Genomic DNA, 20,211 nt, shown 5'->3' with positions numbered 1-20,211 from the left:
AGGCAGGGTTGCCATGACCGAGGGCATCGCCGAGGTCACGCGAGACAGAAGTCGGATGACGGCCGAGGGCCCATAGGCACTCGGCCAGCGCCCGCCCCGCCCCATGGCGGGCGCTTTCGCGCCGCCCGGGCCGGGCGCTGGCCTCTGTCATCGCGGGATGCAGACGGTCTTGGAACGCAGGTTGCGAAACGGGCGGGGAAAGGCAGTGCCTTTCCGGATCCGCCCGAAACGAGCCTCACCCCAGCATCGCAGCCTTCAGATCGGGGAACATCGCCGCCATCGCGGCTTCGTTCGCCGGGCACAGGCCGCGCTCGGTCAGAAGCCCCGTCACCAGCTCGCAGGGCGTGACGTCAAAGGCCGGGTTGCGCGCGGGCGTGCCGTCGGGCGAGATCTGCACGAGCTGAATCGTGCCATCCTTGCCGCGGCCCTGCACCAGCGTCACCTCTTCCTGATTGCGCTCCTCGATCGGGATTTCCTTCACCCCGTCATGCACCCGGAAATCGATCGTCGGCGAGGGCAGCGCGACATAGAAGGGCACGCCATTCGCCTTGGCCGCCAAGGCTTTCAGATAGGTGCCGATCTTGTTGCAGACATCGCCGCGCGCGGTGGTGCGGTCGGTGCCGACGATCACCATGTCGACCTCGCCGTGCTGCATCAGATGGCCGCCCGCATTGTCGACAACCAGCGCATGCGAAATGCCGTGGTGGTTCATTTCCCAGGCCGTCAGCTGCGCGCCCTGATTGCGCGGCCGGGTCTCGTCGACGAAGACATGCACCGGAATCCCCGCCTCATGCGCGTGATAAATGGGCGAAGTGGCAGTGCCCCAATCGACCGTCGCCAGCCAGCCCGCATTGCAATGGGTCAGGATGTTCACCGTCTTGCCCGGCTTCTTCGCCGCGATCGCCTTGATGATTTCAAGCCCGTGCAGACCGATCTGGCGGTTGATCTCGACGTCTTCATCGCAGATCTCGGCGGCGCGTTTCGCCGCCACCCCCGCGCGCAGTTCCGGCGGGACCGAGCGCAGCACGCGCACCATTTCATCGAGCGCCCAGCGCAGGTTGATCGCGGTCGGACGGGTCTCGTGCAGAACCTCCCAAGTCTCGGTCAGACCGGCGTCCGAGGGGTCTTCCTGCATCGCCACGGCCACGCCCCAGGCGGCAGCGGCGCCGATCAGCGGCGCCCCGCGCACCCACATGTCGCGGATCGCCACGACGAAATCGGCGCGGCTTTGCAGATCGACGATGCGCAATTCATGCGGCAGCCAGCGCTGGTCGATCACCTGCACGATGCCGCGCGCGTCCTGCCAGATCGTGCGATAGGGGGTTCCGTCGATCTTCACCGCATCCTCCTTTGCCCGCCCCGCGGGCCTGATTTGGCCGCAGGTGTTCCACCGGATGCACCATAAGTCAACAGCACATGACAAATGCAAAGCCGAGACCACCCGGCTGCGACGAAGCGCCCCGCTGCCTCAGACGGGAAGTCGGTTGATCCAGTCGCGGATCAGGGTGACGGCCTCGGCCTCGTCGAGGAAGGGGATATGCGGGCGGCCCGGAACCTCGGCGAAAAGCAGGTCGGGGCGGCGGCGGCGCATCTCGGCCACGGTCTCGGGGCTCAGCAGGTCGGAATTCGCGCCGCGGATCAGCGCCACGGGCAGGCCCGCGCAGGCATCGAAAAGCGGCCAAGTCTCGAAGACGCCAGAGTCGAAAGCGTGGATGAAGGCATCACGCAGCTCGGGGTCGTAGTTGATCTTCACGCCTTGCGGGGTTTCGATGTTGTGCCGCTCGGTCTCCTCAAGCCAGCGGCTCATCGGCACGTTTTCATAGCCCACCATCGCGGAAGGCAGCTTTTCCACCAGATCGGCGAAGGTTTGCGCAACCGGGTTGCGGCCCACGACGTCGAAGATCCGCACCAGCCCCTTGCGCTCGATCACCGGACCGATGTCGTTCAGGCACAGGCCGGTCAGACGGTCTTTCGCCACTGCGGCCAGATACATGCCGATCATCCCGCCGCGCGAGGTGCCGAGGATCGCGGTCTTTTCAACCCCCAGATGGTCGAGCAGCTGCAACGCATCCGCTGCTTCGCGCACCACCGTATAAGTGGCGCCGCCGGTCCACTGGCTTTCGCCGCGGCCGCGGTAATCCATACGGATCAGCCGACAGGGCGGCAGATGCGGCGCCAGATAATCGAAATCACGGCCCGTGCGGGTGAGCCCCGCCAAGGCCAGGACCACCGGCCCCCCTGCCCCTTCATCGGTGAAAGCGATCTTCGCGCCATCGTCTGCGGTGAAAAAATCCATGTCTTCCTCCCGAAGCTGGGGCCAAAAACAAAGGGCGCCCGCAGGCGCCCTTGAAACCCGATCTGTCGATCAGATATTTTCCGGCTGCGGCATGCCCAGCACATGATAGCCGCAATCGACCATCACCACATCCCCCGTCGTGCAGGCGCCGTAGTCCGAGCACAGGAACACGGCCGAGCCGCCCACGGCTTCGAGCGTCGCGTTCTGCCGCATCGGGCTGTTGGCTTCCGTATGGCGGAAGGTCTTGCGCGCGCCGCCAATGGCAGCCCCCGCCAAGGTCTTCATCGGCCCGGGCGAGATCGCATTGACGCGAATGCCCTGCGGCCCAAGGTCATTGGCCAGATAGCGCACCGCAGATTCAAGCGCCGCCTTGGCCACGCCCATCACGTTGTAGAACGGCGTCACCCGGTTCGAGCCGCCATAGGTCAGCGTGATCAGCGCGCCGCCGTTCGGCATCAGCTCGGATGCGCGCCGGGCGATGTCGATGAAGGAAAAGCACGAGATCGCCAGCGAGTTCTTGAAGTTCTCGCGCGAGGTGTGGATGAAACGCCCCGCCAGCTCGTTCTTGTCGGAATAGGCAATCGCATGGATGACGAAATCGATCGTGCCCCATTCGTCCTTGAGCCGGGCGAAGGCGGCATCAAGCGAGGCATCGTCATTCACATCGACATCGACAAGAAAGCTTGACCCGACCGAGGCCGCCAGCGGCTCGACGCGCTTGCCAAACGCCTCGCCCTGATAGGAGAACGCCAGTTCCGCCCCTTCGGCCGCGAGCGCCGAGGCGATGCCCCAGGCGATCGAGCGTTCGTTGGCCACGCCCATGACAAGCCCACGCTTGCCCTTCATCAAATCAGCCATCAGACTCAGCCCTTGTAAGCGCTCATCACCAGCGTGGCGTTGGTGCCGCCAAAGCCGAAGCTGTTCGACAGAACCGAGTCGAACTCGACGTTTTCGACCAGCTTCGTGGCGATTTCCTCGGGCTTGATCGCCGGGTCCAGTTCGGTGACGTTCGCGGACGCCGTGATGAATTTGCCCTGCATCATCAACAGGCAATAGATCGCCTCATGCACGCCCGTCGCGCCAAGGCTGTGCCCGGTCAGCGATTTGGTGGACGAGATCGGCGGCACGTTGCCCTCGCCGAAGACGCGGCGGACGGCCTGCACCTCGGTCACGTCGCCCGCGGGGGTCGAGGTGCCATGCGCATTGATATAGGTGATCTTGCGGCCTTCCGGCAGGGTGTCGAGGGCCAGACGCATCGACCGCTCGCCGCCCTCGCCCGAGGGGGCCACCATGTCATAGCCGTCCGAGGTCGCGCCGTAGCCGGTCACTTCGGCATAGATCTTCGCGCCGCGGGCTTTCGCGTGTTCGAGTTCCTCAAGAACCAGCACGCCGCCGCCGCCCGCGATGACAAAGCCGTCGCGGGTCGCGTCAAAGGCGCGGGCCGCGGTGGTCGGCGTGTCGTTGTATTTCGACGACATCGCGCCCATCGCGTCAAAGAGGCACGACAAGGTCCAGTCGAGTTCTTCGCCGCCGCCGGCAAAGACGATGTCCTGCTTACCCATCTGGATCAGTTCCGCCGCGTTGCCGATGCAATGCGCCGAGGTCGAGCAGGCCGAGGTGATCGAATAGTTCACGCCCTTGATCTTGAACGGCGTCGCAAGGCAGGCCGAGTTCGTCGACGACATGCAGCGCGTCACCATGAACGGCCCCATGCGCTTCGGCGAGCCCTTCTGAATGACGGTCTGATGCGCTTCGAAGAAGTTCGAGGTCGACGGCCCGCCCGAGCCCATGATCAGGCCGGTGCGCGGGTTCGAGATATCGCTTTCCTCAAGCCCCGAATCGCGGATCGCCTGTTCCATCGACAGGAAGTTGTAGGCGGCGCCGCGGCCCATGAAGCGCAGGTTGCGCTTGTCGATATGGTCTTCCAGCACGATCTGCGGCGCACCGTGGATCTGGCTGCGGAAGCCGCGCTCGGCATATTCCGGGGCGAAGACGATGCCCGACTTGCCGGCCCGCAGGCTGGCCGAAACCTCTTCGGCAGTGTTGCCGATGGGGCTGACGATGCCCAGCCCGGTGATGACGACGCGCCGCATGGGGGCCTCCTGTCTTGCTTGGATCAGCTCTCGGAGAGAGCGACTTTCATGTCCTTGACCACATAGATCACTTCGCCATCGGCCTCGACGATGCCGTCGGCCACGCCCATGGTCAGACGACGGGTCTGCAGGGCCTTGGTGAAATCGACCTTGTAGGTCAGCATCTTGCGGTCGGGGCGGACCATGCCGGTCAGCTTCACTTCGCCCACGCCCAGCGCATAGCCCCGCCCCGGCCAGCCGCGCCAGCCCAGATTGAAGCCGGTCAGCTGCCACAGACCGTCAAGGCCAAGGCAGCCCGGCATGATCGGGTTGCCCGGGAAGTGGCAGTCGAAGAACCACAGATCGGGCGTGATGTCGAATTCGGCCACCACATGGCCCTTGCCGTGCAGCCCGCCATCTTCCGAAATCTCGGTGATGCGGTCCATCATCAGCATCGGCGGCGCCGGAAGCTGGGCATTGCCCGGCCCGAAGAGCTCGCCTCGCGCACATTTGAGCAGATCTTCCTTGCCGAAGCTTGTCGGATAGAGTGACATCGGCGTTTCCCCCCCCAAGGTCTTGTCCCCCTTCCTCTAACACCCCCCCGCCCGAAGGTGCAAGGCCCGCCCCCGCCCCCGGGGGTGCGTCAGAATCCCGTTGAAATATGGCACCAGTTCAACTTATAATAGTTACAGGGAAAAAGGGTTTTCGATCATGAAGACGATGGCTCAGGAACGTGGACTGCGCTGGCTCGCCGCGGGCGGGCTGCGGCCTACCCGGCAGCGGATGTCCTTGGCGTCGCTTCTGGTCGGCGACGGGATGAACCGGCATGTGACCGCCGAGGGGCTTTACGCCGCCGCCCGCGACGCCGGGGAAAAGGTCTCGCTCGCCACCGTCTACAACACGCTGCGCGCGTTTTGCGACGCAGGCATCATGCATGAAATCACCGTCGATGCCGGGCGCAGCTATTTCGACACCCGCATGGACGATCACCCGCATTTCTTCTGGGAAGGCGAGAACCGGATTTCCGATGCCCCGGTCGAGGAACTCGAACTTGTCCGCGTGCCGAAAGCCCCGGAAGGGACCGAGGTCAGCCGCGTCGATGTGGTGATCCGGCTGAAAAAGGATCTGATCCGGGACGAAACGCCGCGAACAAGGCCGGGACAAGCTCCCGGCTTTTTCTTTGCCGCCAACGCCCCCCCCGCCTTTCATCTTGCTTCAAATACCTTGGGGGTCCGGGGGCGGAGCCCCCGGCGGCGGGTCGCCGCGCGCAAGCGCGGCGAAACCCAAACCAAAAGGCACCCCGAAGGGTGCCTGATGATCGTCGCGGGTCCGCAGGATCACTCCTTGGCGCGTTCCACATAGGAGGTGTCGGCGGTGTTGATGATGATCTTCGTGCCAACGCCAATATGCGGCGGCACCATGACGCGGATACCGCCGGTGCACATCGCGGGCTTGTAGGACGAGGACGCGGTCTGCCCCTTCACCACCGGCTCGGTCTCTTCGACTTCGACGGTGACCTTTTGCGGCAGTTCGATCGACAGCGCCACGCCTTCGTGGGTCAGCATCCACACGCGGATACCGTCGCGCAGGTGCACCTTGGCGTCGCCCACCACATCTTCCGACACGGTGATCTGGTCGTAGGTCTCGGGGTTCATGAAGTGGAAGCCCTCGCCATCCTCATAAAGGAAGTCGAATTCGTTCTCGTCCACATGCGCCTTTTCCACGCTGTCGACGGTGCGCCAGCGTTCCGACACCTTCACGCCGTCCGAAATCCGGCGCATCTCGACTTGCGTCACCGAGTTGCCCTTGCCCGGGTGGATGTTTTCAGCGGTCAGCACGATGTAAAGCACGCCGTCCATGTCGACGACGTTGCCCTTGCGCAGCGAAGAGGCGATGACTTTGGCCATTTGAGGTTCCTTGAATGGGGTCTAAGACAGGCTCTGGCGCCCGGATGGCGAAGCGCCTAAACCATCGCGAGCCGTATTTCCAGCAAAAAGCCCCAAAAATGAGCCAAACGCCCTGGTGGAGCCCCTCCCGTCACGCCGACCGCCGCCCGGCGCTTCTGGCGCGCGCCCGCATTCAGGCCGCTTTGCGCGGCTGGCTCACCGATCACGCCTTCCTCGAGGTCGATCCGGTGGCGCTGCAGGTCAGCCCCGGCAACGAGGCGCATCTGCATGGCTTTGCCACCACCGCGATCGGCAATGATGGGGCGGGCGTGCCGATGTATCTGCACACCTCGCCCGAATTCGCGATGAAGAAACTGCTCGCGGCAGGCGAAACCCGGATCGCCGCCTTTGCCCATGTCTGGCGCAATCGCGAGCGGGGGCCGCTGCATTCGCCCGAATTCACCATGCTCGAATGGTATCGGGTGGGCGAGGATTACACCGTGCTGATGCAGGATTGCGCCGATTTCCTGCGCCTTGCCGCAACGGCCGCGGGCAGCAGCGTGCTGCGCTACAAGGGGCATGCGTGCGATCCCTTCGCCGCGCCCGAGCGGCTGTCGGTCGCCGAGGCGTTTCAGCGCCACGCAGGCATCGACCTTCTCGTCACTTGCAACGCCGATGGCAGCACCGACGCCGAGGGGCTGCGGGCGCAGGCCCGTGCCGCGGGGATCAAGGTCGGCGACGATGACACCTGGTCGCTCATGCTCTCGAAGGTGCTCGTCGAAAAGGTCGAGCCGCATCTGGGCCACGGCCGGGCGACGATTCTGGATCGCTATCCGATGGCGGAAGCCGCGCTCGCCCGCCCTGCCCCGGATGATGGCCGCGTTGCCGAACGGTTCGAGCTTTACGCCTGCGGGGTGGAACTGGCGAACGGCTTTGGCGAGCTGACGAACGCCGCCGAGCAGCGCCTGCGCTTCGAGGCCGAGATGGAGGAAAAATCCCGCATCTATGGCGAGCGCTACCCGATCGACGAGGATTTTCTGGCGGCGCTGGCGCAGATGCCCGCGGCGAGCGGCATTGCGATGGGCTTTGACCGGCTCGTGATGCTGGCCACTTCGGCGCCGCGGATCGACGATGTGATCTGGACGCCGGTCTCGGATCAGATCGCGTAAAGCCGCAGCACGTCGAGCGGCACCACTTCCAGCGTGCGCTGATGCGTGGCGGCAAGACGGACCTCGGGGGCGCAACCCTCGTCATGCGCCTGCAGGAACCGGCTGGCGCAAAGACACCAGCGATCGCCGGGCTTCAGCCCCGGAAAGTCGTGCTCGGGCCGCGGCGTAGAGAGATCATTGCCGACGTAGGCGGACCAGGCGAGGAATTCCGCCGTCATCACCACGCAGACCGAATGCAGCCCGCGATCCTCCCAGCAGGTGTTGCAATGCCCGTCGCGGAAAAAGCCGGTCTTGGGCTGCATCGAACAGGGTTCGAGCGGCCCGCCGAGCACATTGACCGAAGGTTCCATTTCCATGTGATCCCCCTCTCAGCCGCCAGCCTGCGCCAGCTGCCGGAACATCGCAAGGTTTTCGTCGGTCACGCCCGCCGCGGCAAAGCCCAGATCGACCGCATTCACCGCAATGACCACTTTTCGGGCGGGGTTGATATAGATGAACTGCCCGTAGATCCCCTGCGCCATGTAGTCATTGCCGAACTGCGCATTGTCCTTCGGCACCCACCACTGGAAGCCATAGCCCGCGCCGTAACGCGCCTGATGCGCGGTCGAGGCCGCGACCCAATCGGCGGGCACGATCTGCTTGCCGTTCCAGACCCCCTGCTGCAGGAACATCTGCCCGATGCGCGCATAGTCGCGGGTGCGCAGGTTGAGCCCGCCCAGAACGAAGCCCGTGCCTTCGCCATCGGTCAGCATCTCGGGGCTGGCCTCGAGCCCCATCGGCACGATGATCCGCTCGGCCATCAGATCGACCGGGTCGCGCCCGGTCGCGCCCTTGATCACCATGCCCAGAACATGCGTATCGACCGAGACGTAATGCATGTGGCTGCCCGGCGGCGTCGCCCGGGTCTTGAGCGAGGCGGCAAAGCCGTCCATCGACCCGCCCAGCGCCAGCACCCGGCCCATACGGTTGATGTCGCTGGAAAACTTCATGTAGTCTTCGTCAAAGCCGACGCCCGAGGACATCGTGAGCACATCGCGGATCGTCGTGCCCTCATAGGCCGAGCCCTTGAGCGCGGGCACGAAATCGACCACCTGCGCATCGAGATCGGGGAATTTGCCCTCGGCCACCAGCGTCCCGAAAAGCGCCGACAGCACAGATTTCGCCATCGACCAGCTGATCCGCAGATCCTCGGGGCCGGTGCCCTTGTAATAGTTCTCATAGGTGATCTGGCCATCACGCAGGATGACGAGCGCCGTCACCGCGCGGCGGGTGACCCAGGCCTCGGTCTCGGGCGGCAGGGTTTCTTGCGGGCCCATCGGCAAGGCCGAGACCGGCCCGGTGCCGCGGTCGAGCACCCGGAAATGGAACAGCCGGTCCATATGCGAGAAATTCTCGACGATGCGGGTTTCGTCGAACAGCGTCTGCACCGCCATCAGCCGGGTGATGTCGTCGCGCTTCACGAAGGCCGCGGCCCCGACCAGCACAAGCAGAACCAGAAAAACGCGAAAGCCAATGCGCAGAAAACGCCGCATGTTCCTTCCCCAAGCCGGATCGGCCCGCCCGGCCCGAGCGCCTGATCGCCCGCCGGACCCGCAAAGGAAAGCACGCCGCCTGCCCCGGGGGCAAGCGGCGCCGTACAGCCTGCCGCTGCGTCAGCCCTTAATAGATGTAGCGGATCTGATCCGACCAGTAGCGCTCCATCCGGCGCAGGGTGCGGTTCATCTCGTCCATCGCGTCAAGGGTGATCACGTTGCGCGCATCCATGCCCTTGGCGTGACGTTCAAAAAGCGCCGTGACCCGTTCGCGCAGATCGACACCCTTTGCCGTCAGCTTCACCCGCACCGAACGACGATCAATCTCGCAGCGCTGGTGATGCATGTAGCCGCATTCGACCAGCTTCTTCAGGTTGTAGCTGACATTCGAGCCTTGGTAATAGCCGCGGGTTTTCAACTCGCCCGCCGTCACCTCGTTCTCGCCGATGTTGAACAGCAATAGCGCCTGCACCGGGTTGATCTCCAGAATCCCCAGCCGTTCGAATTCATCCTTGATCACGTCCAAAAGCAGACGATGCAGACGTTCGACCAGAGACAGACTGTCCAGATAGCAGGACATGATACCGGGAGAAGCGCCTTCTTCGCTTCCGGGCGCTTTCATCGGGGTTTGAAATGACATTCGGTTCTCCGCCAGTCTCGCTTCCTTGCGATCACTTTGACGGCAAAACCCGAAAATACAGTTAAACCCGCAGGATGTTACGGAAATTCGTCACAAATCCCGCGGGAACCGTTTCGTCACGCCTTGTGCAGCTTGCCCTGCATGAAGGTCGAGATTTCCGCAAACAAATCAACATATTGTGGCGGGCACGGCTGCGCCCCCGAAAACCAGGGGTAAAGATCTTGATCATTCTCTTCGAGCAGCGTGTCGAACAGATCGAGCGCAGCTGCGTCAAATTGTTCAAGCTTTGCATCGGCATAGGGGCCAAGAATCAGATCCATCTCGCGGATGCCCCGGCGCCAGCTGCGCATCTTCATCCGCTTGATCCGGGCTTCGTGCGTTTCGCTCATGATCCGACCTTCCTTTGCCGTCCGTGTGCCTGCCTTGCACCCGTCAAACCTGTCCGTCAACAGCGTTTTCCTTGATCGCTTGCAGCCCCCCGCGTAAGGAGAGGCGACCCAGAACAGGAGCCCGCCATGGCCTTTTTGTCCGATACGCTTGCGCGCGTGAAACCCTCGCCCACCATCGCGGTGACCAACAAGGCCCGCGAGCTGTCCGAGGCGGGTCGCGACGTGATCGGCCTTGGCGCGGGTGAACCCGATTTCGACACGCCCGCCCATATCAAGGCGGCGGCGATTGCGGCGATCGAGGCGGGCAAGACGAAATACACCGCTGTCGACGGCATTCCCGAGCTGAAAAAGGCGATCTGCGCGAAGTTCGAGCGTGAAAACGGGCTGTCTTACAAGCCGAGCCAGATCACCGTCGCTTCGGGCGGCAAGCAGGTGCTGTTCAACGCGCTCGTCGCGACGCTGAACCCGGGCGACGAGGTGATCATCCCCGCGCCCTATTGGGTGAGCTACCCCGACATGGTGCTGCTTGCGGGCGGCACCCCGGTCTTTGTCGAGGGCAAGATGGAGGCGGGCTACAAGATCAACGCCGCCGATCTGGAAGCCGCGATCACGCCGAAGACGAAGTGGTTCATCTTCAACTCGCCCTCGAACCCCTCGGGCGCGGCCTATACCCGCGACGAGCTGAAGGCGCTGACCGAGGTGCTGCTGCGTCACCCCCATGTCTGGGTGATGTCGGATGACATGTATGAACATCTGGTGTTCGGTGGCTTTACCTTCACCACCCCGGCGCAGGTCGAGCCCGGGCTTTACGACCGCACGCTGACCTGCAACGGCGTCTCGAAAGCCTATGCGATGACCGGCTGGCGGATCGGCTATGCGGGCGGCCCCGAGCATCTGATCAAGGCGATCGCCAAGGTGCAGTCGCAATCGACCTCGAACCCCTGCTCGATCTCGCAATATGCCGCCGTCGCCGCGCTGAACGGGCCGCAGGATTACATCACTGAGAGCCGCATCGCCTTTGAACGGCGCCGCAATCTGGTGGTGGCCGCGCTGAACCAGTGCCCCGGCATCACCTGCCCGACGCCCGAGGGCGCCTTCTATGTCTATCCCTCGATCGCGGGGCTGATCGGCAAGACCTCGGCCGCCGGGGTGACGATCCGCGATGACGAAACCTTTGCCACGGCGCTTCTGGAGGAAACCGGGGTGGCGGTCGTCTTCGGCGCGGCCTTCGGCCTTTCGCAGGCCTTCCGCATCAGCTACGCTACCTCTGACGCGGCACTGAGCGACGCCTGCGCGCGGATCAAGACCTTCTGCGAAGGGCTGAAATAAGGCCAAAACGGCCCGGGGAGTGTGCGATGGCCGGTGACCTGCCGGAGTATTATTTTCGCATCCGCGACAATGGCGCGGCGGTCTTTCGTGTCGATACCGAGAACCGGCAGCGCCGGATCGAGATGGACCAGATCGCCGTCGTCAACGTCAAGAACGGCGAGATCAAGGCGCAGGGCGACCGCAAGCTGACACCGGGCGACCTGCGCGAGATCGAGGCCTGGATGGCGAAGCGCATCGCGCTTCTGGCCGCGCGCGACATCGACGACATCCTGCGCGCGGTCGATCACCTGAACCTGACGACGCACTGGGTGCAGTCGAAGGCCACCGATGCGCAGCTGGAGGAAGTGACCGATCCGCTGCTTCTGGCGATGCATGACCTGCGCTCGGTCCTGGTGCGCAAAAAGGCCGAACGGATGATGAAGGCCGGGCCCGAAGGCGACACGCAAGGGTGAGCCCTTTTTGCTTGCGCCAGGGGTCGGCTCTGCGCTAGCAATACATTCACACAATCGAATGTAAAGGCGGCACCCATGACCCATATCGTCATCCTCGGATCGGGCTTTGCGGCGCTGACCGCCGTGCGCGGGCTGCGGCAACGCGGAGTTAAGGCCGAGATCACCCTGATCTCGCCACGCGACGTGTTGCACTACCTGCCCTCGGCGATCTGGATGCCGCCGGGTCTGCGCGAGGCAGAAGAGCTGAAAATCCCGCTCGCCCCGTTCCTGAGCCGCCACAAGGTGCGGTTCCTGCAGACCGCCGTCACCGGCATGGATGCCCGCGCGCGCAGCGTCACCACCGAAGACGGGCAGGTGATTGCGGGCGATCACATCATCATCGCCACCGGCGCGCGCTTCCTGCGCAAGCTGCCGGGCATCGAGCATGCGATCATCCCCTGCGAGGGGTTGGCCCCGGCGCAGGCGATTTCCGACCGGTTCCATGCGCTCGAGGGTGGCACCGTCGCCATCGGCATGGCGACGAACCCGAACGAGCCCGGCGCGATCCGCGGCGGGCCGATGTTCGAATACATGTTCATCCTCGAAACGCTGTTACGCCAGCAGATGCGCCGCGACCGGTTCAAGCTGGTGTTCTTCTCGCCCTCGCCCCGACCCGGGCAGCGGCTCGGCGAAAAGGCCGTCGATGGCATTCTGGCCGAGATGAAACGACGCGGCATCGAAACGCATCTGGGTGCCAAGATGGTGCGGATCGAGCCCGACAAGGTAGTGACGGAGGCCGGAGAGATCGCGGCCGATCTGATCCTGTTCCAGCCCGGCATGACCGGGCTTGCCTGGTTCGAGGGCACCGATCTGCCGCTTTCCCCGGGCAAGATGATCGTGGCCGATGCGCTTTGCCGGGTCGAGGGAAAACCGGGCGTCTGGGTGGCGGGCGACGCGGGGTCCTACCCCGGGCCGGACTGGCTGCCGAAACAGGCGCATCAGGCCGATCTGCAGGCGCAGGCGATTGCCGCCAACATCGCTGCAATCGAGAAGGGCGAGGCCCCGAAGACGCCTTTCCTGCCCGAACTCATCTGCATCATGGACAGCCTTGACACCGGCATGCTGGTGTTCCGCCGCGGCAAGATCAACCTTGTCCTGCCCGCGATGAAACCGCTGCACTGGCTCAAGCGGCTCTACGAGCGCCATTATCTGCGGGCGTTCCGCTAAGCCAGGGACCGCGCCAGAATCGCACCATCAGCGTGACGCCGACGCAAGCCAGGCCGATCACAAGTCCGAGCCACAGCCCGATGCCGCCCAGATCGAAGCGGAAGGCCAGAATGTAGCTCGCGGGCACGCCGATCAGCCAATAGCTGATCGTGGCGATCACCATCGGCACGCGGGTGTCATGCACGCCGCGCAGCAAGCCCAGCGCCATCACCTGCGCCGCATCGAAGAGCTGGAAGAGCCCGGCGACCGCCAGAAGTTGCGCGCCAAAGACCAGGATCTCGGCCGCCTCGGGCTTGGTGCGATCGAGGAACAGCCCGATCAACGTCTGCGGCAAAAGCAGAAAAGCCGCGATCGTCAGCCCGGCAAAGACCGCCGACATCAGCACCGCCGCCTTTGCCCCTGCCCTGAGCCGCGCGGGCTCGCCCGCCCCGAAGGCATGGCCCGCGCGCACCGTCGCCGCATTCGACAGCCCCATGTGGATCATGAAGGTGAGCGAGGCGAGTTCAAGCGCAATGCCATGCGCGGCAAGCTGCACCGTGCCGATCCAGCCCATCATCAAGGCCGAGGCCTGAAAGAGCCCGGCCTCGGAAAGATGCGTCAGCCCCGCGGGCAGACCCAGCCGGACAACAGAGACCAGAGCCTCCCAATCCGGGCGCCAGAAGCGGGTGAATAGGCCGATGGCGCGCAGCTTGGGGTGCCGGGCCGCATAGGCCGCCAGCAAAACGGCTGAGGTGATCTGCACCAGCACCGAGGACAGCGCCGACCCGGCCACGCCCAGCTCGGGCGCGCCGAAATGGCCAAAGACAAAGGCCCAGTTGCCAAGGATGTTGACGCCGACGCCCAGCACGGTGACCCACATCACCACCTGCGCGCGCTCTTGTGCGCTCAGATAGGCGCGCAGCACCGCAACGACGAGCGCAGGCACCAGCCCGAAGGCGGCCACGCGCAGGAACTCGGCAGCAAGCTCGGCCAGATGCGGGTTCTGCCCGAGCGCGAGCAGGATCGGCCCGGCGGCGAACATCACCGGCATCGCAGCCAGCCCGTAGCCGATCGAGACCCAAAGCCCCATCCGCGTGTCGCGGCGCAGCTGCGTGACATTTCCCGCGCCAAGGGCCGCGGAAATCCGCCCCATCAGCGCATAGGAAAAGCCCGAGCCAAGGATGAAGAGGAAGAAGAAGAACGACGAGCCGAGCACGACAGCGGCCAGTTCAGGCACGCCATACCAGCCCAGCATGATCGTATCGGTGACGTGAAGCGCCATCTGCGCGATACTCGAACCCACCATCGGCAGGCCAAGAAACAGCGTGGCACGGATATTTTCGGCAAGGCCGGATTGCCCTGCGGGAGCGGTTTTGACTGTCTGGTTCATTGTCTGGACGCTAACCGAAGCCGCGCCCGCCGTCCATATGGCTCAGTCGCGCCGACGGCCGGTGATCATCGGCGTCACCAGATCCTCGCGCTTCCAGATCTTGTAGAACCAGATCGCGCCGACATGCAGCGCCACCAGCGCCAGAATGACCGGGGCCAGCGCTTTGTGGATATCGAGCATCAGCGTGTTCATGTCTTCGGACACGAGGTCCGAAAACGGCCCGAAGACGAAATCATCGACGCTGGCGCTGAAGAGCCCGGTGACAACCTGCAGGCCCAGCACCCCCAGCATCGCGACGACCGACCAGCCGCCCAGCGGGTTGTGGCCGGGCGTGTGGCTCGGCTTGCGGGCGGGCAGCGTCATCGCATAGTGCAGAACCGCCCCCGGCCCGGTGACAAAATTCGAAAACCGCGCCGTGCGGGTGCCGACAAAGCCCCACAGGAAGCGGAGCAGAAGCAGCCCCCCCACCGCATAGCCAATCCAGAAATGCAGCGTCATGATGTCGGGTCCGAATTCCCCCAGAAGCCAGGCAGAGACGACGCACAGAAAAAGCGCCCAGTGGAACACCCGCACCAGCGGGTCCCAGATCATCGGGCGGCTCGTGGCGGGGCTGTCGGTCATGTCGGTCATCGGGGAACACCTTCACCTGAAAGGGAAAAGGCGGGGGTTCCCCCCCGCCCGAGGAAGATCAGTCTTCTTCGCGATAGTCGTCGTGGCAGGCCTTGCAGGTGCCGCCCATCTTCTGCAGCGCCGCGCCGAAGGCGGCCGCATCACCGGCGTTGGCCGCGGCGATCACTTGGGCACCGGCTTCGTGCATGGCTTTGCCCTTGGCACCGAAGTCGTCCATGTTCGACCAGATCGAGGCTTTCGCTTCGGTCTCGCCGGGGAAGTCGGTGCTCGAAGTGCCCGGCGCAAACAGCGGCCCGGCATCGGTGGCCAGGATCTTCTCGAGGTTCGCGGCTTCGGCCTTGGCGGCTTCGGCGTCGAACGATTTGGCCACGCCCATCATCGCCTTCATCGATTTGCCGAGGGACTTGAAATAGGCCTCGCGGGCCTCAAGAACGTCTTTGGCATCCGAGGCATAGGCCACGGTGCCCAGCGCGAGGGCCGCCACCGGAAGGGCAAGAAGGATTTTGCGCATGCGTCATCTCCTGAAAGGGTTGGGGTCAGTAGCATCGAGCGCATTACACGCACGACGAACACCGTTCCGTCTATGCGTGACGCAATAAATTGTCTGTGACGACGTCACAGGGTATCCTCATCTTGCGGGCTTGCGCGCGATGAAGTCGATCAGCGCCGCGGCGCCGCTGTGCCCCGGCCCTTCGGAGAGCAGGGCATCGTAATCGCCCTGATGCCGAACCTCCCATCCCGCAAAGGCCTCGCGCAGCAGATCGAGGGTCCAGAGCTGCTCCACCAGCTTCGGCCCACCCGAGGCATGGACCAGCTGACGCACCGAAAAAGCGTGCAAAAACAAAAGCCCACCGGGTTTGAGCGCCTGTGCCATACCGCGAAACATCGCCGTGCGCAGCGCGGGCGGCGCGAACTGGATGAAGACGCCGAAGACCGCGTCATAGGCGCCGACCGGCCAGATGAACCGGCCCAGATCAGCGCGTTCGGTGGTGATGCTGACGCCCCGCTGCGCCGCCAGTTTCTGTGCTTTCACAAGCGCGGGAGCAGAACCATCCAGCGCATGAACGCACAACCCCTGTGCGGCGAGCCACACGGCATTGCGGCCCTCGCCCTCGGCCACCGAGAGCACATGCGCCCCCCGCGGCAACCGCCAGGCCTGCGCGGCGACAAACCCCGCTGGTTCGGTGCCGTAAAAATACTCTTCGCCCGAAAAGCGCTCGTCCCACATGATGATGCCCCCGTTGCCCCGGCACAGGATGGGCCGGGGGTGGGGCGTCATGCAAGTCTCTTCACGCTTTCGTCCGCGTTGCAAGCCCACGCTTTTCGGGGTGTTGCGCGCTCGCAAGGATATGCGCCGCGCCATGCACGACATGGCTCGCATGACCGACGATCAACGGATCGGGCGGGGTGACGATCGACAGATCCTTGTCCGGATAGTCGAGCGAGGACAGGAAGTGCTTCATGCAGTTCAGCCGCGCCCGCTTCTTGTCGTTCGACTTGATGATCACCCAGGGCGCATCGGCGGTGTCGGTGTAGAAGAACATCGCCTCCTTCGCCTCGGTGTAATCGTCCCATTTATCAAGGCTGGCCATGTCGATGGGCGAGAGCTTCCAGCGCTTGAGCGGATCGGTGGCGCGTTCGGTGAACCGCCGCCGTTGCTCCTCGCGCGAGACCGAGAACCAGTATTTGTAAAGCCGGATCCCCGAGCGGACCAGCATCCGCTCGAACTCGGGCGCCTGACGCATGAATTCAAGATATTCGCTCGGCGTGCAGAAGCCCATCACCCGCTCGACCCCGGCGCGGTTGTACCAGCTGCGGTCGTAGAAGACCATTTCCCCGGCCGTCGGCAGCCAGCGCACATAGCGCTGGAAATACCATTGCCCGCGTTCCTCGTCCGAAGGCTTGTTCAGCGCCACCACCCGCGCAAAGCGCGGATTGAGATGTTCGGTATAGCGCTTGATCGTGCCGCCCTTGCCCGCGGCATCGCGGCCCTCGAAGAGAATGACGAATTTCTCGCCCGTCTCCTGCGCCCAGCGCTGCACTTTCAGCAATTCAGCCTGCAACAGCGCCTTTTCCCGCTCGTAAGCGACGCGACCAAGGCGATGCGGATAGGGATATTTGCCGCTCTCGAACGCCAGCCGGATTGCACTGGCATCAAGCGTCGGAAATTCCCGCGGCCCGGACAGCGCCGCGCTTTCGCCCGCAGCCGGTTCGGGGGTGGACTCGGGGGTGACGGGATCAGGCGTCGCGACGGGCGTGACCTCGGTGCGTTGCGGCGAGTCCGATACGGCCTCGGCCGCCGCGACAGTGACGTGATCATCCATAGGCAACCCTCCCTGTTGTCGCAGAGAAGGCTCCCACGAAAGGATGAATATCGCCTTGATACGTGTCAACAAACCGTCATCCGACGGTTGCATTTTCGGGCTTCCCTCCGCCCCGCGCCCGGCGCAGTCTGAACCCGAACAGGAGGGACCGATGATCACACTTTATGGCATGTATCGCTCGCGCGCGACGCGCAACATTTGGGCCGCAACCGAGCTGGGGCTCGACTGGCACCTGAAGCCCGTCATCCAGGCCTATCGGCTCGAGGCGCAGGGGATCGACCCCACCCATCCCGAGGCTCCCTTCAACACCCGCACCCCGGAATTCCTGAAGCTTTCGCCCGCGGGCGCGATCCCGGTGATGGAGGATGCGGGGCTGGTGCTGTCGGAATCGCTCGCGATCAACCTTTACATGGCGAAGAAGGCGGGCGGGCCGCTTGCCCCGAAAGACCTGCGCGAAGAGGCGCAGATGCTGCAATGGGCGCTTTACGGCGCCACCGCGATCGAGAGCCCCGCGCTCGACATTTCCTTTGCCTATGCCAAGGGCGAGGCCGCGACCGAAAATGGCGAGGCAAAGATCGCTGCCGCCTCGGCGCAGCTGCAACGCCCGTTCAAGGCGCTTGAAACCCATCTGGGCGCGCATAGCCACATGGTCGGCGGGCGCTTCACCGTGGCCGACATCAACATGGCGGAAATCGTGCGCTATGCGCAGGCCCACACCCATCTGATGGCGCAGTTCCCGCGTCTGAGCGGCTGGCTCGACCTGTGTCAGAGCCGCCCGGCCTTCCGCGATCTGATGGAGAAACGCGCCGCCGAACCGGCGTGACCAAGCCCGCGCTCCTGCTTTTTCTTGGGGAAAATACGCCGGGGGTGCGGGGGCGGAGCCCCGGCCCGGGTCGTCCCGGGCGCGCGCCCGGGGCGAAATCCCCGCCCACCCTTGACCCGCGGCCCCGTCTCGGTCAGATGAACCCATGGTTCCGCTCGACAAACTTGCCCAGATTACCGCCCGCTTCGACTTTCTCGAAGCGAAGCTGAACACTGCGCTCACGCCTGCGGACATCGCCGCGCTCTCGCGCGAATACAGCGAGCTGCGCCCGGTCGTCACCGAAATCGCCGCCTATCGCAAATCGCTCGACGATCTGGCCGAGGCCGAGGGCTGGCTTGCCGATCCGGAAATGAAGGCGCTCGCCGAGGAAGAACTGCCCCGGCTGAAAGCCCGCATTCCCGAGATGGAACAGGCGCTGCGGCTCGCGCTTTTGCCGAAAGACGCGGCCGATGCCCGCCCGGCGATCCTCGAAATCCGCCCCGGCACAGGCGGCGAGGAAGCGGCGCTCTTCGCCCATGACCTGTGGCGGATGTATGAACGTCATGCGGAAAAGATGGGCTGGCGCTTTGAACGCCTCGAATTCACCGCGACCGAGCTTGGCGGCGTCAAGGAAGCCATGGCCCGGATCGAGGGCGAAGGCGTCTTTGCCCGGCTGAAATACGAATCCGGCGTGCATCGCGTGCAGCGGGTGCCCGAAACCGAGGCCGGCGGGCGCATCCACACCTCGGCCGCGACGGTCGCCGTGCTGCCCGAGGCCGAAGAGGTCGACATCGACATCCCCGCCACCGACATCCGCATCGACACGATGCGCTCCTCGGGCGCGGGCGGGCAGCACGTCAACACCACCGACTCGGCGGTGCGGATCACCCATTTGCCCACCGGCATCATCGTGACCTCGTCGGAGAAGAGCCAGCACCAGAACCGCGCCAATGCGATGGCGGTCCTGCGCGCAAGGCTGTACGAGATCGAACGCGACCGGCTGGCGAACGAGCGGGCCGAGAACCGGCGTTCGCAGGTCGGCTCCGGCGATCGCTCGGAGCGCATACGCACCTACAATTTCCCGCAAGGGCGGATGACCGATCACCGCATCAACCTGACCCTTTACGCCCTGCCGCAGATCCTTGCGGGCGATCTGGGCGAGGTGATCGATGCGCTTGTCGCCCATGATCAGGCGGCCAAACTGGCGGAGATGGACGAATGAAGGCACAGATTGCGCTGATGCTGGGCACGCGCCAGCTCGAAGGCGCGGGGATCCGGGGGGCGGCCACCGATGCCCGCCGCCTGCTCGCCCATGTGATGGACGTGCCGCCCGAGCGGCTTTACCTCTCGATCCATTCCGAATTGTCGGAAGACCGCCACAAGCAGTTTCTCAAATGCCTCGCCGCCCGCGAGGCGCGTCAGCCGGTGGCGCAGATCACCGGGCACCGGGCGTTCTGGAAGCATGAATTCCGGGTGACGCGGGCAACGCTCGACCCCCGCCCCGAGACCGAATTGCTGGTCGAAGTCGCGCTTGAAACGCCCTTCGAGCGGGTTCTCGATCTTGGCACCGGCACCGGCTGCATCCTGCTCAGCCTCTTGGCCGAGCGGCCCGCGGCGCAGGGCGTCGCCACCGACATTTCCGAAGCCGCGCTTGCCGTGGCCCAGGAAAACGCCGAACGCCTCAGCCTGCATGAGCGCGCCCATTTCGTGCAGGGCGACTGGTTTCACGGCGTCGAGGGGCGCTTCGATCTGATCGTGTCGAACCCGCCTTACATCACCGAAGCCGAAATGGCGGAGCTCGCCCCCGATGTCCGCGACTGGGAACCCCATACGGCGCTGACGCCCGGTGGCGACGGACTTGGCGCCTATCGCGCCATTGCCTTTGGCGCCTTTGCCCGGCTCAAGCCCGGCGGGCGGATCGCGCTCGAGATCGGCCCGACCCAGGCGGCGGCGGTCTCGGCGATGCTTGCCGCGCAGGGGTTCGACGCGGTCGAGGTGCGGCAGGATCTGGGACGGCGTGACCGGGTGGTGCTGGCGCATCGGCCCTGAGCCCGCCGCAAGCGCGGTTTTTCGGTCGCAATCCACAGATTTTCACGATCTTTTCCGGTATCCGGG

Annotated in this window: 22 protein-coding genes and 1 pseudogene; 8 read left to right on the top strand and 15 right to left on the bottom strand. The window is 64.6% G+C overall.

The annotated features are described in order from the left end of the window. Nucleotides 1-235: 235 nt before the first annotated feature. From mtnA to fabA, 5 genes are all read right to left on the bottom strand, one after another. Nucleotides 236-1,339 (bottom strand): S-methyl-5-thioribose-1-phosphate isomerase, encoded by a 1,104-nt coding sequence (gene mtnA / locus ACTTAI_RS05190; protein ID WP_444454743.1) that lies wholly within the window; start codon nucleotides 1,337-1,339, stop codon nucleotides 236-238. Between the two features lie 129 nt (nucleotides 1,340-1,468). After that, a complete protein-coding gene (locus ACTTAI_RS05185) occupies nucleotides 1,469-2,296 on the bottom strand; it encodes an alpha/beta fold hydrolase (RefSeq protein ID WP_444454742.1) in 828 nt (275 codons plus the stop codon). A 69-nt stretch (nucleotides 2,297-2,365) separates the two neighbouring features. Further along, nucleotides 2,366-3,154 (bottom strand): enoyl-ACP reductase FabI, encoded by a 789-nt coding sequence (locus ACTTAI_RS05180; RefSeq protein WP_444454741.1) that lies wholly within the window; start codon nucleotides 3,152-3,154, stop codon nucleotides 2,366-2,368. A gap of 5 nt (nucleotides 3,155-3,159) precedes the next feature. Further along, a complete protein-coding gene (gene fabB / locus ACTTAI_RS05175) occupies nucleotides 3,160-4,389 on the bottom strand; it encodes a beta-ketoacyl-ACP synthase I (protein WP_444454740.1) in 1,230 nt (409 codons plus the stop codon). A 23-nt stretch (nucleotides 4,390-4,412) separates the two neighbouring features. After that, nucleotides 4,413-4,922: a bifunctional 3-hydroxydecanoyl-ACP dehydratase/trans-2-decenoyl-ACP isomerase gene (gene fabA, locus ACTTAI_RS05170; protein ID WP_444454739.1), complete on the bottom strand. Its 510-nt coding sequence runs from the start codon at nucleotides 4,920-4,922 to the stop codon at nucleotides 4,413-4,415. Nucleotides 4,923-5,079: 157 nt separating this feature from the next. Between fabA and irrA the strand changes: the two are divergent. Beyond that, nucleotides 5,080-5,490 (top strand): annotated as a pseudogene (gene irrA, locus ACTTAI_RS05165) (iron response transcriptional regulator IrrA); the annotation flags it as partial. Between the two features lie 215 nt (nucleotides 5,491-5,705). Here irrA and efp read toward each other — a convergent pair. Then, complete coding sequence (efp, locus tag ACTTAI_RS05160; protein WP_444454738.1) at nucleotides 5,706-6,275, bottom strand: elongation factor P; 570 nt, start codon at nucleotides 6,273-6,275, stop codon at nucleotides 5,706-5,708. Between the two features lie 98 nt (nucleotides 6,276-6,373). Between efp and epmA the strand changes: the two genes are divergently transcribed. Next, complete coding sequence (gene epmA / locus ACTTAI_RS05155; RefSeq protein ID WP_444454737.1) at nucleotides 6,374-7,423, top strand: EF-P lysine aminoacylase EpmA; 1,050 nt, start codon at nucleotides 6,374-6,376, stop codon at nucleotides 7,421-7,423. Here epmA and ACTTAI_RS05150 read toward each other — a convergent pair. The 4 genes from ACTTAI_RS05150 to ACTTAI_RS05135 form a co-directional block, all read right to left on the bottom strand. Then, nucleotides 7,411-7,779 carry a DUF2237 family protein gene (locus ACTTAI_RS05150; protein ID WP_444454736.1) on the bottom strand — a complete coding sequence of 123 codons (369 nt, stop codon included), beginning with the start codon at nucleotides 7,777-7,779 and terminating at the stop codon, nucleotides 7,411-7,413. The two genes, epmA and ACTTAI_RS05150, sit on opposite strands and share 13 nt — an antisense overlap. Nucleotides 7,780-7,791: 12 nt before the next feature. Then, nucleotides 7,792-8,955, bottom strand: coding sequence for a serine hydrolase domain-containing protein (locus ACTTAI_RS05145; protein ID WP_444454735.1), 1,164 nt, complete (start codon nucleotides 8,953-8,955; stop codon nucleotides 7,792-7,794). A gap of 127 nt (nucleotides 8,956-9,082) precedes the next feature. Then, nucleotides 9,083-9,577, bottom strand: a complete 495-nt coding sequence (locus ACTTAI_RS05140; protein ID WP_444455697.1) for a MarR family winged helix-turn-helix transcriptional regulator — start codon at nucleotides 9,575-9,577, stop codon at nucleotides 9,083-9,085. A gap of 134 nt (nucleotides 9,578-9,711) precedes the next feature. Continuing rightward, the gene (locus tag ACTTAI_RS05135) at nucleotides 9,712-9,984 is read right to left on the bottom strand and encodes an FAD assembly factor SdhE (protein WP_444454734.1); all 273 of its coding nucleotides are present in this window, start codon (nucleotides 9,982-9,984) and stop codon (nucleotides 9,712-9,714) included. Nucleotides 9,985-10,110: 126 nt separating this feature from the next. On the opposite strand from ACTTAI_RS05135, the gene ACTTAI_RS05130 reads away from it, so the two are divergent. The 3 genes from ACTTAI_RS05130 (at nucleotide 10,111) to ACTTAI_RS05120 (ending at nucleotide 12,971) form a co-directional block, all read left to right on the top strand. Beyond that, nucleotides 10,111-11,313 (top strand): pyridoxal phosphate-dependent aminotransferase, encoded by a 1,203-nt coding sequence (locus ACTTAI_RS05130; protein WP_444454733.1) that lies wholly within the window; start codon nucleotides 10,111-10,113, stop codon nucleotides 11,311-11,313. Nucleotides 11,314-11,339: 26 nt separating this feature from the next. Next, nucleotides 11,340-11,765, top strand: a complete 426-nt coding sequence (locus ACTTAI_RS05125; RefSeq protein ID WP_444454732.1) for a hypothetical protein — start codon at nucleotides 11,340-11,342, stop codon at nucleotides 11,763-11,765. A 75-nt stretch (nucleotides 11,766-11,840) separates the two neighbouring features. Beyond that, entirely contained in the window at nucleotides 11,841-12,971 is a 1,131-nt protein-coding gene (locus ACTTAI_RS05120; RefSeq protein WP_444454731.1) for an NAD(P)/FAD-dependent oxidoreductase, read from the top strand. Here ACTTAI_RS05120 and ACTTAI_RS05115 read toward each other — a convergent pair. The 5 genes from ACTTAI_RS05115 to ppk2 all read right to left on the bottom strand — a co-directional run bounded on the left by ACTTAI_RS05115 (nucleotide 12,928) and on the right by ppk2 (nucleotide 17,294). Beyond that, a complete protein-coding gene (locus tag ACTTAI_RS05115; RefSeq protein ID WP_444454730.1) occupies nucleotides 12,928-14,340 on the bottom strand; it encodes an MATE family efflux transporter in 1,413 nt (470 codons plus the stop codon). The genes ACTTAI_RS05120 and ACTTAI_RS05115 overlap by 44 nt on opposite strands. 42 nt (nucleotides 14,341-14,382) lie before the next feature. Next, on the bottom strand, nucleotides 14,383-14,970 hold the full coding sequence (locus tag ACTTAI_RS05110) for a cytochrome b/b6 domain-containing protein (protein WP_444454729.1): 588 nt from the start codon (nucleotides 14,968-14,970) through the stop codon (nucleotides 14,383-14,385). Nucleotides 14,971-15,028: 58 nt separating this feature from the next. Then, a complete protein-coding gene (locus ACTTAI_RS05105) occupies nucleotides 15,029-15,481 on the bottom strand; it encodes a c-type cytochrome (RefSeq protein WP_444454728.1) in 453 nt (150 codons plus the stop codon). A 117-nt stretch (nucleotides 15,482-15,598) separates the two neighbouring features. Beyond that, a complete protein-coding gene (locus ACTTAI_RS05100) occupies nucleotides 15,599-16,249 on the bottom strand; it encodes an SAM-dependent methyltransferase (protein WP_444454727.1) in 651 nt (216 codons plus the stop codon). 10 nt (nucleotides 16,250-16,259) lie between these two features. Continuing rightward, nucleotides 16,260-17,294: a polyphosphate kinase 2 gene (gene ppk2 / locus ACTTAI_RS05095; RefSeq protein WP_444454726.1), complete on the bottom strand. Its 1,035-nt coding sequence runs from the start codon at nucleotides 17,292-17,294 to the stop codon at nucleotides 16,260-16,262. A gap of 151 nt (nucleotides 17,295-17,445) precedes the next feature. On the opposite strand from ppk2, the gene ACTTAI_RS05090 reads away from it, so the two are divergent. The 3 genes from ACTTAI_RS05090 to prmC all read left to right on the top strand — a co-directional run bounded on the left by ACTTAI_RS05090 (nucleotide 17,446) and on the right by prmC (nucleotide 20,145). Beyond that, nucleotides 17,446-18,117 (top strand): glutathione S-transferase family protein, encoded by a 672-nt coding sequence (locus ACTTAI_RS05090; RefSeq protein ID WP_444454725.1) that lies wholly within the window; start codon nucleotides 17,446-17,448, stop codon nucleotides 18,115-18,117. A 145-nt stretch (nucleotides 18,118-18,262) separates the two neighbouring features. Continuing rightward, on the top strand, nucleotides 18,263-19,318 hold the full coding sequence (gene prfA / locus ACTTAI_RS05085; protein WP_444454724.1) for a peptide chain release factor 1: 1,056 nt from the start codon (nucleotides 18,263-18,265) through the stop codon (nucleotides 19,316-19,318). Continuing rightward, a complete protein-coding gene (prmC, locus tag ACTTAI_RS05080) occupies nucleotides 19,315-20,145 on the top strand; it encodes a peptide chain release factor N(5)-glutamine methyltransferase (protein ID WP_444454723.1) in 831 nt (276 codons plus the stop codon). Before prfA ends, prmC begins: the two co-directional genes overlap by 4 nt. Nucleotides 20,146-20,211: the final 66 nt, after the last annotated feature.

It is taken from the genome of Rhodobacter capsulatus (genome assembly GCF_052363175.1).
GTDB classification, from domain to species: Bacteria; Pseudomonadota; Alphaproteobacteria; order Rhodobacterales; family Rhodobacteraceae; genus Rhodobacter; species Rhodobacter capsulatus_D.
The sequence above is the reverse complement of the archived record's forward strand: the minus strand, read 5'-3'. Positions and strand labels throughout refer to the sequence as shown.